General features: G+C 73.3%; 14 protein-coding genes. 7 read left to right on the top strand and 7 right to left on the bottom strand.

Annotated elements, in window-relative coordinates; genetic code table 11:
- The 5 genes from ACWCSD_RS30470 to ACWCSD_RS30450 all read right to left on the bottom strand — a co-directional run.
- On the bottom strand, positions 1-190 hold a 190-nt coding region (locus tag ACWCSD_RS30470; protein WP_449919929.1), incomplete at its 3' end, for an ATP-binding cassette domain-containing protein.
- A 16-nt stretch (positions 191-206) separates the two neighbouring features.
- A complete protein-coding gene (locus tag ACWCSD_RS30465) occupies positions 207-1,121 on the bottom strand; it encodes an ABC transporter ATP-binding protein (RefSeq protein WP_449919926.1) in 915 nt (304 codons plus the stop codon).
- Positions 1,108-1,941 (bottom strand): ABC transporter permease, encoded by an 834-nt coding sequence (locus ACWCSD_RS30460; protein WP_387669505.1) that lies wholly within the window; start codon positions 1,939-1,941, stop codon positions 1,108-1,110. Before ACWCSD_RS30460 ends, ACWCSD_RS30465 begins: the two co-directional genes overlap by 14 nt.
- Positions 1,938-2,876, bottom strand: coding sequence for an ABC transporter permease (locus ACWCSD_RS30455; RefSeq protein WP_449919924.1), 939 nt, complete (start codon positions 2,874-2,876; stop codon positions 1,938-1,940). Before ACWCSD_RS30455 ends, ACWCSD_RS30460 begins: the two co-directional genes overlap by 4 nt.
- On the bottom strand, positions 2,873-4,372 hold the full coding sequence (locus ACWCSD_RS30450) for an ABC transporter substrate-binding protein (protein ID WP_449919922.1): 1,500 nt from the start codon (positions 4,370-4,372) through the stop codon (positions 2,873-2,875). Before ACWCSD_RS30450 ends, ACWCSD_RS30455 begins: the two co-directional genes overlap by 4 nt.
- Before the next feature lie 89 nt (positions 4,373-4,461).
- On the opposite strand from ACWCSD_RS30450, the gene ACWCSD_RS30445 reads away from it, so the two are divergent.
- The 6 genes from ACWCSD_RS30445 to ACWCSD_RS30420 all read left to right on the top strand — a co-directional run bounded on the left by ACWCSD_RS30445 (position 4,462) and on the right by ACWCSD_RS30420 (position 11,912).
- Entirely contained in the window at positions 4,462-5,265 is an 804-nt protein-coding gene (locus ACWCSD_RS30445) for a FadR/GntR family transcriptional regulator (RefSeq protein WP_449919920.1), read from the top strand.
- Between the two features lie 29 nt (positions 5,266-5,294).
- Positions 5,295-6,278: an adenylate/guanylate cyclase domain-containing protein gene (locus ACWCSD_RS30440; protein WP_358286184.1), complete on the top strand. Its 984-nt coding sequence runs from the start codon at positions 5,295-5,297 to the stop codon at positions 6,276-6,278.
- The gene (locus ACWCSD_RS30435) at positions 6,275-7,033 is read left to right on the top strand and encodes an aminotransferase class IV (protein WP_397156268.1); all 759 of its coding nucleotides are present in this window, start codon (positions 6,275-6,277) and stop codon (positions 7,031-7,033) included. The genes ACWCSD_RS30440 and ACWCSD_RS30435 overlap by 4 nt, the downstream gene beginning before the upstream one ends.
- Positions 7,034-7,062: 29 nt before the next feature.
- Positions 7,063-8,034, top strand: coding sequence for an LLM class flavin-dependent oxidoreductase (locus ACWCSD_RS30430; protein ID WP_449919916.1), 972 nt, complete (start codon positions 7,063-7,065; stop codon positions 8,032-8,034).
- A 119-nt stretch (positions 8,035-8,153) separates the two neighbouring features.
- Positions 8,154-10,313 carry a choice-of-anchor J domain-containing protein gene (locus tag ACWCSD_RS30425; protein WP_449919914.1) on the top strand — a complete coding sequence of 720 codons (2,160 nt, stop codon included), beginning with the start codon at positions 8,154-8,156 and terminating at the stop codon, positions 10,311-10,313.
- Positions 10,314-10,400: 87 nt separating this feature from the next.
- Complete coding sequence (locus ACWCSD_RS30420) at positions 10,401-11,912, top strand: acyl-CoA synthetase (RefSeq protein ID WP_358286176.1); 1,512 nt, start codon at positions 10,401-10,403, stop codon at positions 11,910-11,912.
- Between the two features lie 13 nt (positions 11,913-11,925).
- Here the strand turns inward: ACWCSD_RS30420 and ACWCSD_RS30415 are convergent, their stop codons facing one another.
- Positions 11,926-13,539: a benzoate-CoA ligase family protein gene (locus ACWCSD_RS30415; RefSeq protein ID WP_397156263.1), complete on the bottom strand. Its 1,614-nt coding sequence runs from the start codon at positions 13,537-13,539 to the stop codon at positions 11,926-11,928.
- 66 nt (positions 13,540-13,605) lie between these two features.
- Complete coding sequence (locus ACWCSD_RS30410; RefSeq protein ID WP_449919910.1) at positions 13,606-14,565, bottom strand: LysR substrate-binding domain-containing protein; 960 nt, start codon at positions 14,563-14,565, stop codon at positions 13,606-13,608.
- A 64-nt stretch (positions 14,566-14,629) separates the two neighbouring features.
- Here ACWCSD_RS30410 and ACWCSD_RS30405 point away from each other — a divergent pair, with 64 nt between their 5' ends.
- On the top strand, positions 14,630-15,826 hold the full coding sequence (locus tag ACWCSD_RS30405) for an MFS transporter (RefSeq protein WP_397156259.1): 1,197 nt from the start codon (positions 14,630-14,632) through the stop codon (positions 15,824-15,826).
- Positions 15,827-15,854 lie beyond the last annotated feature (28 nt).

Below are 15,854 nucleotides of genomic sequence, written 5' to 3'. Positions count from 1 at the left end.
GCCGGTCCAGGCCGCACAGCAGGCGCAGCAGCGTGGACTTGCCGGAGCCGGACTCGCCGACGATGCCGAACCGCTCGCCGCGGCGGACGGTCAGCGACACCTCCCGCAGGGCGTGGACGGGCGCGCCCGGCCTGGTGAGCGAGGTGCGCGGGCGGTGGTAGACGCGGCTGAGACGGCGCGCCTCGATCAACGCGTCGCCAGAGGGCTCATTCGGTGGGGTGCCAGCATGCGTGGGCATGGCCGTCTCCTGTCAGCGCCGGCGGGGTCTCGCACCGCGGGGTGGCGTGCGGGCAGCGGTTGCGGAACACGCAGCCCTCGGGGAAGGCGCCCGCGGGCGGCACGCTGCCCTTGATGGTCGGGAGCCTGGTGCCGCGCGGCGTGAGCCGGGAGGCGGCCAGCAGGCCCTCGGTGTACCGGTGGCGGGGGCGGGTGAAGACCTCGCGGATGGGCCCGGTCTCGACGACGCGGCCGCCGTACATGACGATCACCCGCTCGCAGACGGAGGCCACCACCGCCAGGTCGTGGGTGATGAACAGCAGCGCGGGGGCGACCTCGGCGATCAGCTCCAGCATCTGCTTCTGCACGGTGACGTCGAGCGCGGTGGTCGGCTCGTCGCAGACGAGCAGCCCCGGCTCGTTGGCCAGGGCGATGGCGAGCATGACGCGCTGCCGCTGGCCGCCGGAGAGCTGGTGGGGGTAGGCGCGGGCGATCTGCCCGGGTTCGGGGAGCCGGACGCGGTCCAGCAGCGCGAGCGCGCGCCGCCCGGCCTCGGCGCGGGTGACGCCGTGCAGGGTCATGGCCTCGGCGACCTGCGCGCCGACGCGCATGAGGGGGTTGAGCGCGGTCATCGGCTCCTGGAAGACCATGGACAACTCGCGCCCGCGCAGGTCCTTCAGCCGCTTCTCGGGCACGCCGACCAGGTCGCGTCCCCCGAGCCTGGCCGTGCCGGCGGCGGTGACGCCCTCGGGCAGCAGGCCCATGAGCGACAGCGCGGTCAGCGACTTGCCTGACCCGGACTCGCCGATCAGCCCGACCCGCTCGCCGGGCCCGATCGCGAACGACACGTCGTGCACGAGCCCCACCGCGCCGGCCCGTACGGAAAGCTTCTCAACCGTCAGCACGGACCCTCCTGAGCTTCGGATCGAGGTGGTCGCGCAGCCCGTCGCCGAGCAGGTTGAACCCGAGGACGGCGAGCGCGATCGCCAGGCCCGGCCACAGCGCGAGGCGCGGGGTGGAGAACAGCAGCTCCTGCGACTCCTGCAACATCCGCCCCCAGGACGGGGTCGGCGGCCGGGTGCCGAACCCGAGGAACGACAGCGCCGCCTCGGCCAGGATCGCGATCGCGAACGACACCGACGCCTGCACGATCAGCACGGACCCGATGTTCGGCAGCACGTGCCGCACGGCGATCGCGCCACGGCGGCGGCCCGCGGCGCGCGCGGCCAGGATGTAGTCGGTCACCATGACCTGGAGCGTCGCGGCGCGGGCCACCCGTGCGAACGCGGGCACGGTGGCCACGCCGATCGCGATCATCGCGGTGAGCGTGCCGGCTCCGTAGACCGCGCCCAGCATGACGGCCAGCAGCAGCGCGGGGAAGGCGAACACCAGGTCGTTGACCCGCATGATCAGCTCCGACAGCCAGCCGCGCGGCGTCATCCCGGCGACCACGCCGAGCGGCACGCCGAGGACGGCGGCGATGCCGACAGCCACCACGCCGACGTAGAGGGTGGTGCGCGCGCCGACCATGAGCTGGCTGAGGGTGTCGCGGCCGAACTTGTCGGCGCCGAGCAGGTAGCCGCCGCCGGGGTCGCGCAGCTTGCGGGCGGCGTCGACGAGGGTCGGGTCGTGCGGCGTCCAGACGAACGAGACCAGCGCGGCCAGCGTCACCAGCCCGACCAGCGCGCCGCCGGTCAGCAGCGCGGCGTTCGCCCGGCCCTTCATCGCAGCCTCGGGTCGAGCAGGCGGTAGGCGACGTCCACCACGAAGTTGATCAGCAGGACCGCGGCCACCAGCACCATCACCACACCCTGGACGAGCAGCAGGTCGCGCCCGGCGACGCCGTTGAGCAGCAGGTCGCCGAGCCCGGGCAGCACGAAGACCCGCTCGACCACGACCGCCCCGACCAGCAGGGTGGCCAGTTGCAGGCCGAGCACGGTGACCACGGGGATCGAGGCGTTGCGCAGGCCGTGCCGCCACAGGGCGCCGGTGCTGCCGCGGCCCTTGGCGCGGGCGGTGCGCAGGTAGTCCTCGCGCATGACGTCGAGGACGGCGCTGCGCACGTAGCGGGTGAGCACGGCGCCCTGGACGAGCCCGAGCGACAACCACGGCAGCAGCAGCGAGCGCAGCCACTCCTGCGGGCTGTCGGCGATCGGGACGTACCCGCCAGAGGGCAGGGCCTGGGCCTTCACCGCGAACACGAACACCAGCAGGATGCCCGCCAGGAAGGCGGGGACGGCGATGCCGAGCTGGCTGACCGCGCTGATCGCCGCGCCTAGCGGGTTGCGGTGGTGCACGGCGGCGAACGTGCCGAGCGGCACCGCGACGGCCAGCGCCAGCACCATGCCGCCGAGCACCAGCACGGCCGTCACGCCGAGCCGCTCGCCGATCTGCGGGCCGATGGGCGAGCTGGTGACGTAGGAGACGCCGAAGTCGCCGTGGGCCAGCCCGCCGATCCAGTCGAGGAACTGCACGGCCGGCGGGCGGTCGGTGCCGAACTGCCGGCGCAGCGCGGCGACCGCGTCGGGGGTGACGTTGACGCCGAGCGCGATCTCGGCCGGGTCGCCGGGCAGCAGCGCCATGAACGCGAACACCGCGACGGCGGCGACGGCGGCGCTCACGATCAGCACCGCCAGCCGTTTGAGCAGGTAGAGCGTCACTGCTTGGCGAGACCGGTGAAGTCGAAGGACTCCGCGATGGCGTTCTTCGGCAGCCCGGTGACGCCCTTCTTCGCCACGATCAGGTTGGGGAACAGGAACAGCCAGTCGGCGGCGGCGTCGTCGGAGAGCAGCTTGGCGGCCTTCTTCAGGTCGTCGGTCTGCTGCTGCTCGGTGCCGGCGTCGGCGGAGGCGAGGAGTTTGCCGAACTCGGGGTTGTCGTAGTGGAAGTAATACGATTTATCGGCAAAAATCCCCATGTCGCGGGGCTCGACGTGGTTGATGATGGACAGGTCGTAGTCGCCCTGCTTGAACACCACGTCCAGCCAGCGGGCCGGGAACTCCAGCGGCTCGATGTCGGCCGTGATGCCCACCTGGGCCAGCTGCGACTTCACGACCTGCGCGCCGGCCACCGCGTACGGCAGGTTGGGGATGCGCATCTTGACCGTCAGCGTCCTGCCGCCCAGCAGTTCCTTGGCCTTGGCCGGGTCGTGGGGGTAGTCGCCGGTGCGGTCCTCGTACCAGGGGTCGGTGGGCGGCACCATAGAGCCGATGAGCTGGCCGCGCCCGGCCCACGCGGTGTCCAGCAGCGCCTTGTGGTCGATGGCGTACCGGACGGCCTGGCGGGCCTTGACGTCGTCGAACGGCGGCCGGGCGTTGTTCATGGACAGCACGACCTCGCCGTTGGTGGTGCCCTCGACCGTCTGGAACCGCTTCGGATCGGCGAACTGCTGCAGCGACTCGGGCGCCTGCACGGCGGAGATGACGTCGATGCCGCCGGTCAGCAACGCGTTGTTCATCGCCGTGGCGTCCTTGAAGTACTTCAGCGTGATCGCCGACAGCGCCGGCTTGGCGCCCCAGTAGGAGGGGTTGGCGGCGAGCTGGATCGACTCGCCGCGCTTCCACGCCCCCAGCGTGTACGGCCCGGTGCCGACGGGCTTGTTGGCCAGATCGGCCACGCCGGTGCGGCTGAACATGGCGCCGAGGCGGGTGGCCAGGGCGTAGAGGAAGCCGTTGCTCGGCCGCTTGAGGGTGACGACGGCGGTGGCGTCGTCGGTCTTGGCGACCTTGTCGATGACGTCGAGCTGGGCCTTGATCTTGAGCTTCCAGTCGCTCCTGACCCGGTCGAGCGAGAACACCACGTCGTCGGCCGTGAACGGCGCCCCGCTGCTGAACGTGACGCCCTTGCGCAGGGTGAAGGTGTAGGTCTTCCGGTCGTCGGAGACCGACCACTTCTCGGCCAGCAGCGGCTTGATCGCGCCGTCCTGGTCGAGCTTGACCAGGCCCTCGTAGACGTTGACCAGCAACGCCTGCGGGATGGCCGCGCCCTCGGTGGCGGTGAAGTCGAGGTTGGCCGGCTCGGCCACGAACCCTACGGACAGGGACTGGGCCTTGGGGGTGCCCGCGGTGCCGGAACCGCCCGAGCCGGAGCCGCCGCCACAGGCGGCTGTGACCAGCAGGAGACCGCCCACGGCGATCCAGATTCCGATTCGCCTCATGTCTTACAGCCTCCTGGCTAGTGCACTGGTCTGACCAGTAGGCTACGCACATTGCCAGTCCGTGACGGCTCGGGTCAAGGGGGCTTCCGATGGGTGCACGGTTCGAGCCGGTGCGGGCCGTACGCGCTTACGAGCGGGTCGTGGAACAGGTCGAGGAGGCCATCGAGAGCGGGGCCCTCGGGCCGGGGGCGCGGCTGCCGAGCGAGCGCGAGCTGATGGTGCAGTTCTCCGTCGGGCGCTCCACGGTGCGGGAGGCGCTGCGCGTGCTCCAGGCGCGCGGCCTGGTGCGGTCCCGGCCGGGCGATCCCAACGGCGCGGAGGTGCTGCCGTTCTCCCCCGCCGCCTTACACAAGTCGATGACCACGCTGGCGCGGGTGGCCGAGCTGTCGCTCGCCGAGCTGGTGCAGTTCAGGATGGTGCTCGACTCCTCGGCCGTGCTGCTGGCCGCGCGGCTGCGCACCGAGGAGCAGCTCGCCGAGATGGAGGCGGCCATCGCCGACATGCGCGCCGCCATGCGCGCCGCCGCGCCCGCCGCCACGGCGTCCGCCTCCGCCTCCGCGTCCGCGTCCGCGTCCGACCACGACGCCTTCAGCGCCGCCGACGTGGCCTTCCATGACGTCGTCGTGGCGGCCAGCGGCAACACGCTGATCCAGGTCTGCACCGACGTGGTCCGCTCGGTCGTGCTGGGGCTGATCGCCGGGAAGATCGCCGACGCGCCCGACCGCGAGTCGCTGATGCGGCGCAGCATCCGGCACCACGAGGAGGTGCTGGCCGCCGTGCGCGCCGGCGACGGGGCCTCGGCCGCGCGCCTGCTGCGCCGGTCCATGTACGACTACTACGCCGTCCACCTGCCCGACGCCGAGCGGCCCGCCCTGCGCGCCCTCCTGGAGTGACGCCCGCCACAGGGTGTTATGTTGCACGCGTGTCACGCGAGGACGGGGACGGGGTGGCGGAGGCGTTCCTGCGCGCGCCGCGCCGCTACACCAGCCACCAGGTGGCCCACATGGCCGGGGTCCCGGTCTACCGGGCGCGCCGGTTGTGGCGGGCGCTGGGGTTCGCCAACGTGGCCGACGACGCGGTCGAGTTCACCGACTCCGACGTCGAGGCGCTGCGCACCATGCTCTCGATGGTCAGCTCCGGCGCCTACGACGAGGAGCACATGCTGCTGATGGCCCGCTCGATCGGGCGGGCGACGGCCCGGCTCGCCGAGTCGCAGGCCGAGCTGGGCGCCGAGGCGCTCGACCAGGCGGGCGTGCCGCTGGCCGAACGCCCGCGGGCCTGGCGGCGGCGGGCCGAGCGGGTGGTGCCCGACCTGGCGCGGCTGCTGGTCTACGCCTGGCAGCGGCAGCTCGCCGCCGCCGCCGGCCGGCTGGCCGACCAGGACATGAGCGCCGTGCGCATGGCGGTGGGGTTCGCCGACCTGGTGGCCTTCACCCGGCTCAGCCGGCAGATCACGGCGACCGAGCTGGCCCGGCTGGTCGACAGGTTCGAGGGCCGCTCGGCCGACGTGGTCACGTCCTCGGGCGGGCGGGTGGTCAAGACGCTCGGCGACTCGGTGCTGTTCGTGGCCGACAAGTCGCACGTGGCGGCCGAGATCGCGCTGCGCCTGGTGGAGACCCACCGCGGCCGGGACATGCCCGAGCTGCGGGTGGGCCTGGCCGCCGGGCCGGTGATCTGGCGCATGGGCGACGTGTTCGGCACCACCGTCAACCTGGCCAGCCGGCTCACCGCGCTCTCCCTGCCGGGAACGATCCTGGCCGACCCCGAGATGGCCGAGGAACTGGAGGGCGACCGCGCCTTCCTGCTGCGCGCGGTCGACCGGCTGTCGGTGCGCGGGCTCGGCGAGCTGGCGCCCTTCACGATCATGCGCGCGGGGGCCGGCGGACAGGACATGCTGGACGCATGATCGTACGAGCGGTGGTCGAGGGCAGGCCGGTGGGCGCCGACGCGCGCTTCGCGCTGGAGGCCCGCTACGGGCACTTCACCGCCATGCAGGTCAGAGATCGGCGCACCCGCGGCCTGGCCCTGCACCTGGAGCGGCTGGCGGCGGCCAACCTGGAGCTGTTCGGCGCCCGGCTCGACCCTGAGGCGGTGCTCGGCGCGATCCGGGCCGTGCTCGGCGACGACCTGCGCGACGCGGGCGTGCGGGTCTACGTGGTCGAGCACGACGGCCGCCCGCGCGTCGTGGCCACCGCCGCCCCGCCCACCGAGGTCTCCAGCCGCCCGCAGCGCGTCGCGGCGGTCGTCTACCAGCGTTACCTGCCGCACATCAAGAAGGCGGCCGGCTTCGCCCAGGCGCACCTGCGGCGGACCGTCGCGCCCCTGGGCTTCGACGAGGCGCTGCTGACCACCGCCGACGGCCTGATCAGCGAGGGCGCGATCACGAACGTCGGCTGCTGGTCCGGCGGGCGCCTGGTGTGGCCGGACGCGCCGATGCTGCGCGGCACCGCCATGGGCCTGCTGGAGGGCATCGACGTGCCCCAGGAGCGCCGCCCGCTGCGGGTCGCCGACCTGCCGGGCTTCGACCTGGTGTTCCTGTGCAACTCCCACGGCGTGGTCCCGGTCGGCGAGGTCGACGGCGTCCCGCTGCGGCAGGACGGCCCGACGCTGGCCCGGCTGCTCTCCTGCTACGACGCCGTCCCGTGGGACCCGCTGGATTGATCCCGGGGCGTGCGGCGTTGCACGCAGGCGTGACCCTGTACTCGATTCTCGACCGTTCGCTCCTGCGCCGGGGCTCCGACGCGGCCACCGCGCTGCGGGACACCGTCGCGTTCGCCCGGCAGGCCGAGGAGCTGGGCTACCACCGGTTCTGGGTGGCCGAGCACCACAGCGTGCCCGGCGTGGCGGGGGCGGCGCCGACCGTGCTGGCCGCGGCCGTCGCGGCGGCGACCGGGCGGATCCGGGTGGGCACCGGCGGCGTGATGCTGCCCAACCACCGGCCGCTGGTGGTGGCCGAGCAGTTCGGCGTGCTGGAGTCGCTGCACCCGGGGCGGATCGACATGGGGCTCGGGCGTTCGGTGGGGTTCACGGGCGGCGTCCGGCGGGCGCTCGGCCACGGCAAGGAGGCCGCGGACGGGTTCGGCGACCAGGTCGGCGAGTTGCTGGGGTACTTCACCGGCGGGCAGCGGGCGCATCCGGGCGTGCACGCCGTCCCGGCCGAGGGGCTGCGTCCGCAGGTGTTCGTGCTGGCCATGGGGTCGGGGGCGGATCTGGCGGCGGAGCTCGGGCTGCCCATGGTGATCGGCGCCGGGCCGCGGGCGGTGGAGGCGGCGGCGCGCTACCGGGCGGGGTTCCGGCCCTCGGAGTGGGCGGCGCGGCCGTACGTGATGGCGGCGGTCAGCGTCGCGGTCGGGGCGACCCGCGAGGAGGCGGCGCAGCTCCAGCTGCCGGAGGCGTGGTCCACGGCGCGCTCGCGCACCAGCGGCGCGTTCCCGCCGCTGGTGCCGGCCGAGGAGATCGCCCGGCTGGAGCTGACCGGGCGGGAGCGGGCGCTGCTGGCGGAGGCGCTGAAGGGGCAGATCCACGGCACCGCGCCGGAGGTGGCGGTCGCGCTGGGCTCACTGGTGGCGGACACCGGCGCCGACGAGGTGCTGGTCACGATGAACACCTACGACCTGGAGCGGCGGCTGGAGTCGTACCGGCGACTGGCCGTTCTGGTTTGATCGCCAATTCCACCGCATTTTGTTGGCAAATGCCCCCATTGCGCGCGCCAATTCGGTTCCGGTAATTACCGGATGTCACCCCTGTTCCATCCGGGCAACACCCATACCTAGGGGGTTCAATGGCGCGCACCCGAATCATCGGAATCGCTGCCGCACTTCTCTTACTGCCCACGCTGACCGCGATACCCGCGTCGGCCGAGTCCCCGCAGGCGGCCGCCACGGCCGCGCCGCCGAGCGACGTCAAGGAGCTCACCCGCAAGGACTTCACCCTCGACGGCAAGCCCGTCAAGGTCCCCGCGAAATACGAGGCCCGCAAGGCCACGGCCAAGGCCGCCGCCGAGACGCCGCCGGTCGGCACCGTACGGCAGTGGCTGGCCACGGACGACTACAACGGCCGCCTGTACCGCAAGGACTACACGCTGCGCGGCGTCGGCGACAAGATCGAGGTCTGGGTCGCCAACGACCTGGCCTTCCCGGCCGGCGACTGCCGGATGCAGGTGCCCGGGACGACGGAGATCACCGACGCCCAGGTCACGAACCTGGTGCAGCAGTTCGACACGAACATGTACCCGAAGGAGACCGCGACCTTCAGCACGCCGCCGGACCGGGACGGCACGAACGCCGTGCTCGGCCCCGACGCCAACGGCAACGGCGGCGTCTACACCGGCGCCGGCGACCGCACGGTGACGCTGATCGACAACGTCCGGGACGACAACTACTACACCTTCCCGGCCGCGACCACGTACATCGCGGGCTTCTTCTCCTCCCAGTACAACGAGCTGCTCGACCGCAACGTGATGACGATCGACGCGTTCGACTGGCTGCACAGGACCGGCGCGAACCCGCCGGACAACCCGACCTCCGACGTGTGCACCTCGCGCTCGGCCCGGCCCTTCCAGTACGAGGGCGTCTTCGCCCACGAGTGGCAGCACCTGCTGCACTACTACACCGACCCGCTTGAGACCACCTGGATGAACGAGGGCCTGTCGGACTTCGCGATCTCGGTGACGGGTTACGGCAACCCCAAGGCGACGGTGTTCGAGAAGGGCTTCGACAACCACATCAACTGCTTCCAGGGCTTCGGCATCGTCCAGACGCCGTACAACCCGAACCCGCGCAACTGCGGCGGCCCGCAGAACTCGCTCAACCTGTGGGGCGACGGCGGCAACCCGGACGCGGTGCTGGCCGACTACGGCAACGCGTACTCGTTCATGTTGTTCCTGTACGACCGGTACGGCGCGGACTTCCTGTCCAAGCTGCACCGTGACGGCTCCCTGCAGGGCCTGGCCAGCGTCAAGGCGGCGCTCGGCAGCACGGACCTGTACCAGGTGCTGCACGACTACCAGACGATGGTGCTGGTGGACAAGGTCGTGGGCAGCCGCGGCGTGGTGCTGGGCGTGCCGAAGAAGCGGGTGACGACCGCGAGCCTGAACTCCACGGTCAACCTCGCCAACCCGGCCGCGTACAACACTCCGGGGGCGGCCCCGAACGGCGCCGACTACGTGCAGATCCGCAAGCCGGGCGGCGCGGCGCCCACCTCGCTGTCCTTCCAGGGCGCCAAGACGCTGCCGCCGATCCCGCTGGCCTGGACCGTCGTCTCCGACGACCCCGACCGCGCGGGCAACCCGGTGCTGTGGTCGGGCAACGCCAGCAACCTCAACGTCGCCGCGGTGACCAAGGTGACGGTCCCGGCCGCCGACCCGACGCTGCGCTTCCTCGCCAAGTACGGCGCGGAGTCCGGCTTCGACTACGGCTACGTGATCGTCTCCGCTGACGGCGGCAAGACCTACACCGCGATCCCCGGTGACAAGACGGTGGCCGGCCCGCTCGGCCCGGCCGTCAACGGCACCACCACCGGGTTCCAGCCGCACACCTACAGCCTGTCCGCCTACGCGGGCAAGGAGATCCTCGTCGGCTTCCAGTACGTCAGCGACGGCGGGGTCAACGAGGGCGGCTGGAAGATCGACGACGTCACGGTGGGCGCGACGGCGGTGAGCGACGGGGCCGGCCTGGAGCCGTTCGACTCCCCGACCGAGATCTCCCCGACGCCGGTCAGCAACTGGAACGTGCGTCTGGTCGGCCTGGACGAGCGGCACTCGGTGGTGCTGCAGGCCCAGTTCGACGGCAAGGGCTCGATCAGCCTCAACCGGCTGCAGCTCGCGCCGTTCGCGGTCTTCCCGTCGGTGGTCGCGATCGTGGCCTATGACGAGCCGACCGAGCAGGTCCAGCAGTACGCGCCGTACACGCTGAAGGTCAACGGCGTCACCCAGCCAGGGTGACCCCGAGGAGGCGTCCGCCGGGGGTCGGCGGGCGCCTCCTTCGTCGGGTACGATCGCCGAACATCATTCGGCATGGGGGTGCCCAGCATGACCACGCGCCAGCACACGATCGGCGACCTCCTGCGGCGCTCGGCCGCCAGGTTCCCCGCCAAGACCGCCGTGATCTACGGCAACGTCCGCCAGAGCTACGCCGATCTCGACCTGGAGGTCAACCGCACGGCCAACGCGCTGGCGGCGCGCGGCGTGGCCAAGGGCGACCGGTTCGCCCTGTTCAGCCATAACAACCATGCCTTCGTGGTGGCCTACTTCGCGCTGGCCCGGCTGGGCGCGATCTCCGTGCCGATCAACTTCATGCTCGGGCCACGCGAGGTGGCCTACATCCTGGAGCACTCCGGCGCGACGGGGATGCTGGCGGAGGAGGCGCTGCTGCCGGTGGCCGAGGCCGCGGCCGGGCCCGCCGTGCGGGTGCGCGGCGTGATCGGCGCGGCCGAGGGCTGGGAGTCCTTCTCCACCTGGCGCGGCGACGACGCCGAGCCGCAGGTGGAGATCGCCGCCGACGACCCGATCCAGCTCATGTACACCAGCGGCACCGAGTCCCGGCCCAAGGGCGCCACGCTGTCCAGCGGGAGCCTGCTGGCCCAGTACGTGAGCTGCGTCGTCGACGGCGAGATGAGCTCCGACGATGTCGAGGTGCACGCGCTGCCCCTCTACCACTGCGCCCAGCTCCACTGCTTCCTGACGCCCGGCATCTACCTGGGCGCCACCAACCTCATCCTGCCGGGCGCCGACCCGGCCTCGATCCTGGCCACCATCGAGGGCGAGCGCGCGACCAAGCTGTTCTGCCCGCCCACGGTGTGGATCGCCCTGCTGCGCCACCCCGACTTCGACCGCCGTGACCTGTCCTCGCTGCGCAAGGGCTACTACGGCGCCTCGATCATGCCGGTCGAGGTGCTGAAGGAGATCTCGGCCCGGCTGCCGGACGTGCGCCTGTTCAACTTCTACGGCCAGACCGAGATGGCGCCGCTGGCCACCATCCTGCGGCCCGAGGAGCAGCTGACCCGGCTGGGCTCGGCCGGGCGACCCGCGCTCAACGTCGAGACCAGGATCGTCGACGACGAGGACCGGCCGGTGGCGCCGGGCGTGGTCGGCGAGATCGTCCACCGCAGCCCGCACGCCATGCTCGGCTACTGGAACGACCCCGACAAGACCGCCGAGGCGTTCCGCGGCGGCTGGTTCCACAGCGGCGACCTCGGCGTCATGGACGCCGACGGCTACCTGTCGGTGGTCGACCGGAAGAAGGACATGATCAAGTCCGGCGGCGAGAACGTGGCGAGCCGCGAGGTGGAGGAGGTCATCTACCAGCATCCGGCGGTCGCCGAGGCGGCCGTGTTCGGCGTCCCGGACGAGCGGTGGATCGAGGCGGTGACGGCCGCCGTGGTGCTGCGCGAGGGCGCGGGGCTGACCGCCGCCGAGCTGAACGCGTTCCTGCGCGAGCGGCTGGCCTCCTTCAAGACGCCCAAGAACGTGGTGTTCGTGGACGCGCTGCCGAAGAACGCCTCCGGCAAGGTGCTCAAACGCGAACTGCGCGACGCCTTCTGAGAGCCCGCGCCGGTCACTTGCCGAGCAGGTCGGCGGCCAGTTGCCGGAGCACCGCGCGCTGGACCGCGCCCGTCGCCGTCCTCGGCAGCTCGTCCAGGACCAGCACCTCGTGCGGGAGCCGGTCGGCGGCCAGGACCTCGCGGCAGAACGCGATGAGCTCGCCCGCGTCGATCGGGCGGCCCGGCCTGGGCACCACGCAGGCGACCGGCCGGTCCGGCCCGTCGGCGCCGGCGTGGGCGACCACCGCGCACTCGGCGACCGAGGGGTGCTCCAGCAGCCGGGCCTCGGCCTCCAGGGGTGACGTCCAGGCGCCGCCCGTCCTGATCAGGTCGCCGGAGCGGCCCAGGAAGCGGTAGGAGCCGTCGGCGGCGCGGGCGCAGGTGTCGCCGGTGCGCAGCCACTCGCCCTGGAACGCCTGGCGGGTGGCGGCGGTGCGGCACCAGTAGCCGGTGGCGATCGAGTCGCCGCGCACGTACAGGTGACCGGGCTCGCCGTCGGGGACGGGCGCGCCGGAGTCGTCCAGGAGGCGCACCTCGTAGCCGGGCACGACGGCGCCCGAGCCGGCGGGGGGCGCCTGGCCCGGACGGCCGGAGAGGAAGACGTGCAGCGACTCGGCGGAGCCCAGGCCGTCGATGAGGTCCACGCCGAAGCGGCCGGTGAAGCGGCGGTGGAGCTCGGCGGGCAGCGCCTCGCCCGCGGAGACGGCCAGGCGGACCGAGGCGAAGGCGTCCTTGGGGGCCTCGGCGGCCAGCAGCGCGGCGTAGAACGACGGGCCGGCGAAGAACAGGGTGGGGCGCTCGGCCAGCAGGCGTTCGACGACGCCGCCCGGGGTGGGCGCGGCGGGGTCGAGGATCGTGGTCGCGCCCGCGGCCAGCGGGAGGATCAGGGAGTTGCCGAGCCCGTAGGCGGAGAACAGCCGGGCCGCCGAGAGGCACCGGTCCTCGGGGCGCACGCCGAGCACCTGCCGCCCGTACGCCTCGTGGACGTCGCGCAGCGCGCCGTGGCGGTGCATGGCCGCCTTGGGCGCGCCGGTGGTGCCGGCGGTGTAGAGCCACAGCGCGGGCGAGTCGGGCCAGGTGTCGTACGCGCCGGTCGCGCCGCGGCCGGCCTCCAGCACGTCCGACCACAGGCAGACCGGCACGCCGGGCTCGACCGCCGCCGACGGGCCCGCTCCGGTCGCGGTGGCGATGCGCGCGACGTGGCCGGGGGCCTGGCCCGCGTCGGTGAGCACGAGCGCCACGACCTCGGGCGCCGACAGCAGCGCCTCCTGCACGGCCGGCTCGAACTCGGGCGCGGAGACCACCACCCGCGCTCTGGAGTCGCGGATCAGCGCGCCCAGCTCGGCCCCGTCGTACAGGGCGGGCACCGGGACGGCGACCGCGCCCATCCGCAGCACGGCCAGGATCGTGATCAGCGTCTCGGGCCGGTCGGGCAGGACGAGCAGCACGCGCTCCTCCGGCCGCACGCCCATCACCCGCAGCCCGCCGGCCAGCTCGGCGACGTGCGTGGCGAGCTGGGCGTACGTCATGGCGCCCAGCGGCCCGGCGACGGCGACGCGGTCGCCGTGCCCGGCCTCGACCAGGCGGTCGGTGAGATGGACGCCGGCGTTGAACGACTCGGCAGGCATGGTCGTCCCCATCCGCAGAAGGGCGTGTGCAGCTGAAGTCTCCATACAGAATCGATGAGCCGTCAACTACTTCTGCGAGGACGGGTGTCGGCAGGGCCGCAGCCCCGGGCCGACGTCGGCGGCGCCGGAGCGCACGTGGTCCAGGAAGGCGCGCACGGCGGGCGTGAGCCGGGCCCCGGCGGGCCAGCACGCCCCGATCGTCCGGAACACCGGGGGCGACAGCGGGATCTGCACGACGCCCTCGGCGGGCGTCAGACGGGGCAGCACGGCCACGCCGAGCCCGGCCGCCACCAGGCCGCGCACGGTCTCCGACTCCTGCCCCTCGAAGGCGATCCTGGGCGCGAACCCGGCCGCCGCGCACAGGTCGTCGGTGATCTGGCGGACGCCGTAGCCGTGTTCGAGCGTCACCAACTCCTCCCCGGCCAGCTCGGCGGGCCGCACCCGGGCGCGTCCGGCGAACCGGTGGCCGGGCGGCACGGACAGCACCAGCTCCTGGTCGGCGAGCGGGTGCCCGGCCAGGCCCGGGTCGCCGTCGGGCAGGGGCGCGACGAACACCAGGTCGATCTCGCCCTCGGCGAGCGCGCGCAGCATGTCCTGGCGCGAGCCCTGCGCCAGGCTGAACCGCACGCCCGGGTGGCGCTCGCGGAAGCCCCGGATCAGCGAGGGGACGAGCGTGCGGCCCAGCAGGTGCAGGAACCCGAGCACGATCCGGCCGCTGCCCGGGTCGATCTCCTCGCGCACCTCGCGGGCGGCCGACTCCATGGTGGCCAGCGCCTTGCCGGAGGCGGCGGCCAGGACGCGCCCGGCCCTGGTCAGGCGGATGCCCCGCCCGCAGGGGACGACGAGGGGCGCGCCGACCAGGTCGGCCAGCGCGGCCAGGCGGCGGCTGGCGGTGGGCTGCGGCATGCCGAGCAGCTCGGCCGCCCGCGTGACGTGCCCGGTCTCCCCCACCGCGGCCAGCAGGGCGAGCGTGGGAGCCAGCCCGGCGGCCAGCCGCTCGTCCACGAGCTGGTATTCATCCACCACAGCATGAATTATGGCCTATTTCCGCATTGGACGTATTTATTAGCCTTGCTTAGCGTTTCCAGGCATGGCGGTCATCGAAGCTCAACGAGTCGGCACCCGGCGGGCCGGTCCGGCCGTGGCGGCGGCCGGCGTATCCTCCTTCGCCCTGCTGTACGCGCCTCAGCCCGTCCTGCCGCAGCTGGCCGCCGACTTCCGGCTCGACCCCGGCGGCGCGTCGCTGGCCGTCGGCGTGGCCACGGCGGCGCTGGCGGTGGCGGTGCTGCCGCTGGCCGCGCTGGCGGAGGTCGTCGGGCGGCGGCGGATGATCGTGTGGTCCGTGCTGGCCTCGGCGCTGATCGGGCTGGCGCTGCCGCTGGCGCCGACGTTCCCCGTGCTGGTGGCGATGCGGGCGGCGCAGGGGGTGGCGGTCGCCGGGTTCGCCGGGGTCGGGGCGGCGTACCTGGCCGATCTGGTGGGGGCGACGCGGCTGGCCGGGGCGGTCGGCGTGATGATCGCCGGGAACTCGGTGGGCGGGATGCTGGGCCGGCTGGGCGCCGGGTTCGCCGCCGGGCCGTGGGGGTGGCGGGGCGCGCTGCTGGTGGTGGCCGGCGGGTCGCTGCTCTGCTCGGCGTACGCGGCCCGCACGCTGCCCGCCCCGCCGCCCGTCGTCCGTGCCCCGCGCACCGGGGGCGGCGGCCGGATCGGGACGGCGCTGCTGGCGCCGTACACGGTGGGGGCGCTGGGCGTCGGCGCGTTCGTCGCCCTCTACAACGCCGCCTCCTTCCGCCTGTCCGCGCCGCCGCTGTCGCTCTCCCCCGCCGTGGCCTCCCTGGTCTTCCTCTCCTACGCCCTCGGCACCGCCTCCTCGGCCGCCGCCGGCCGGCTGGCGGACCGCCTGGGACGCCGGGCGGCCCTGGTCGCCGCCCTGGCCGTGACGGCCGCCGGCTCGGCGCTGACCGCGCTCGGCCCCCTGGCCGCGGTCGTGACCGGGTTCGCCGTGCTGACCGCCGGGTTCTTCGCCGCGCACGCCGTGGCCAACGCGTGGGTCGCCGCGCAGGCCCCGCCGGCCGCCCGCGGTCGCGCCGCCGGGATCTACACCCTGTGCTACTACCTGGGCAGCGGCGCCGGCGGCACGGCGGGCAGCGCCGTCTACGGCCACGCCGGATGGACCTGGCTGATCGTCCTGACCTCGGCCTGGCTGCTGCTGGCGATCGTGGCCGTGCTCGTCGCGGGCCGGCGGCCGCGGGCTGTTGCCAGGCGACCCCGGCAGGAGTACGCCTGACATCACAGGGGTGGGCTACTTCCAGGAG

This window comes from Nonomuraea sp. NPDC001684 (assembly GCF_053596515.1).
Note: the sequence above shows the minus strand (reverse complement) of the source record. Positions and strands in the feature narration are given on the sequence as shown.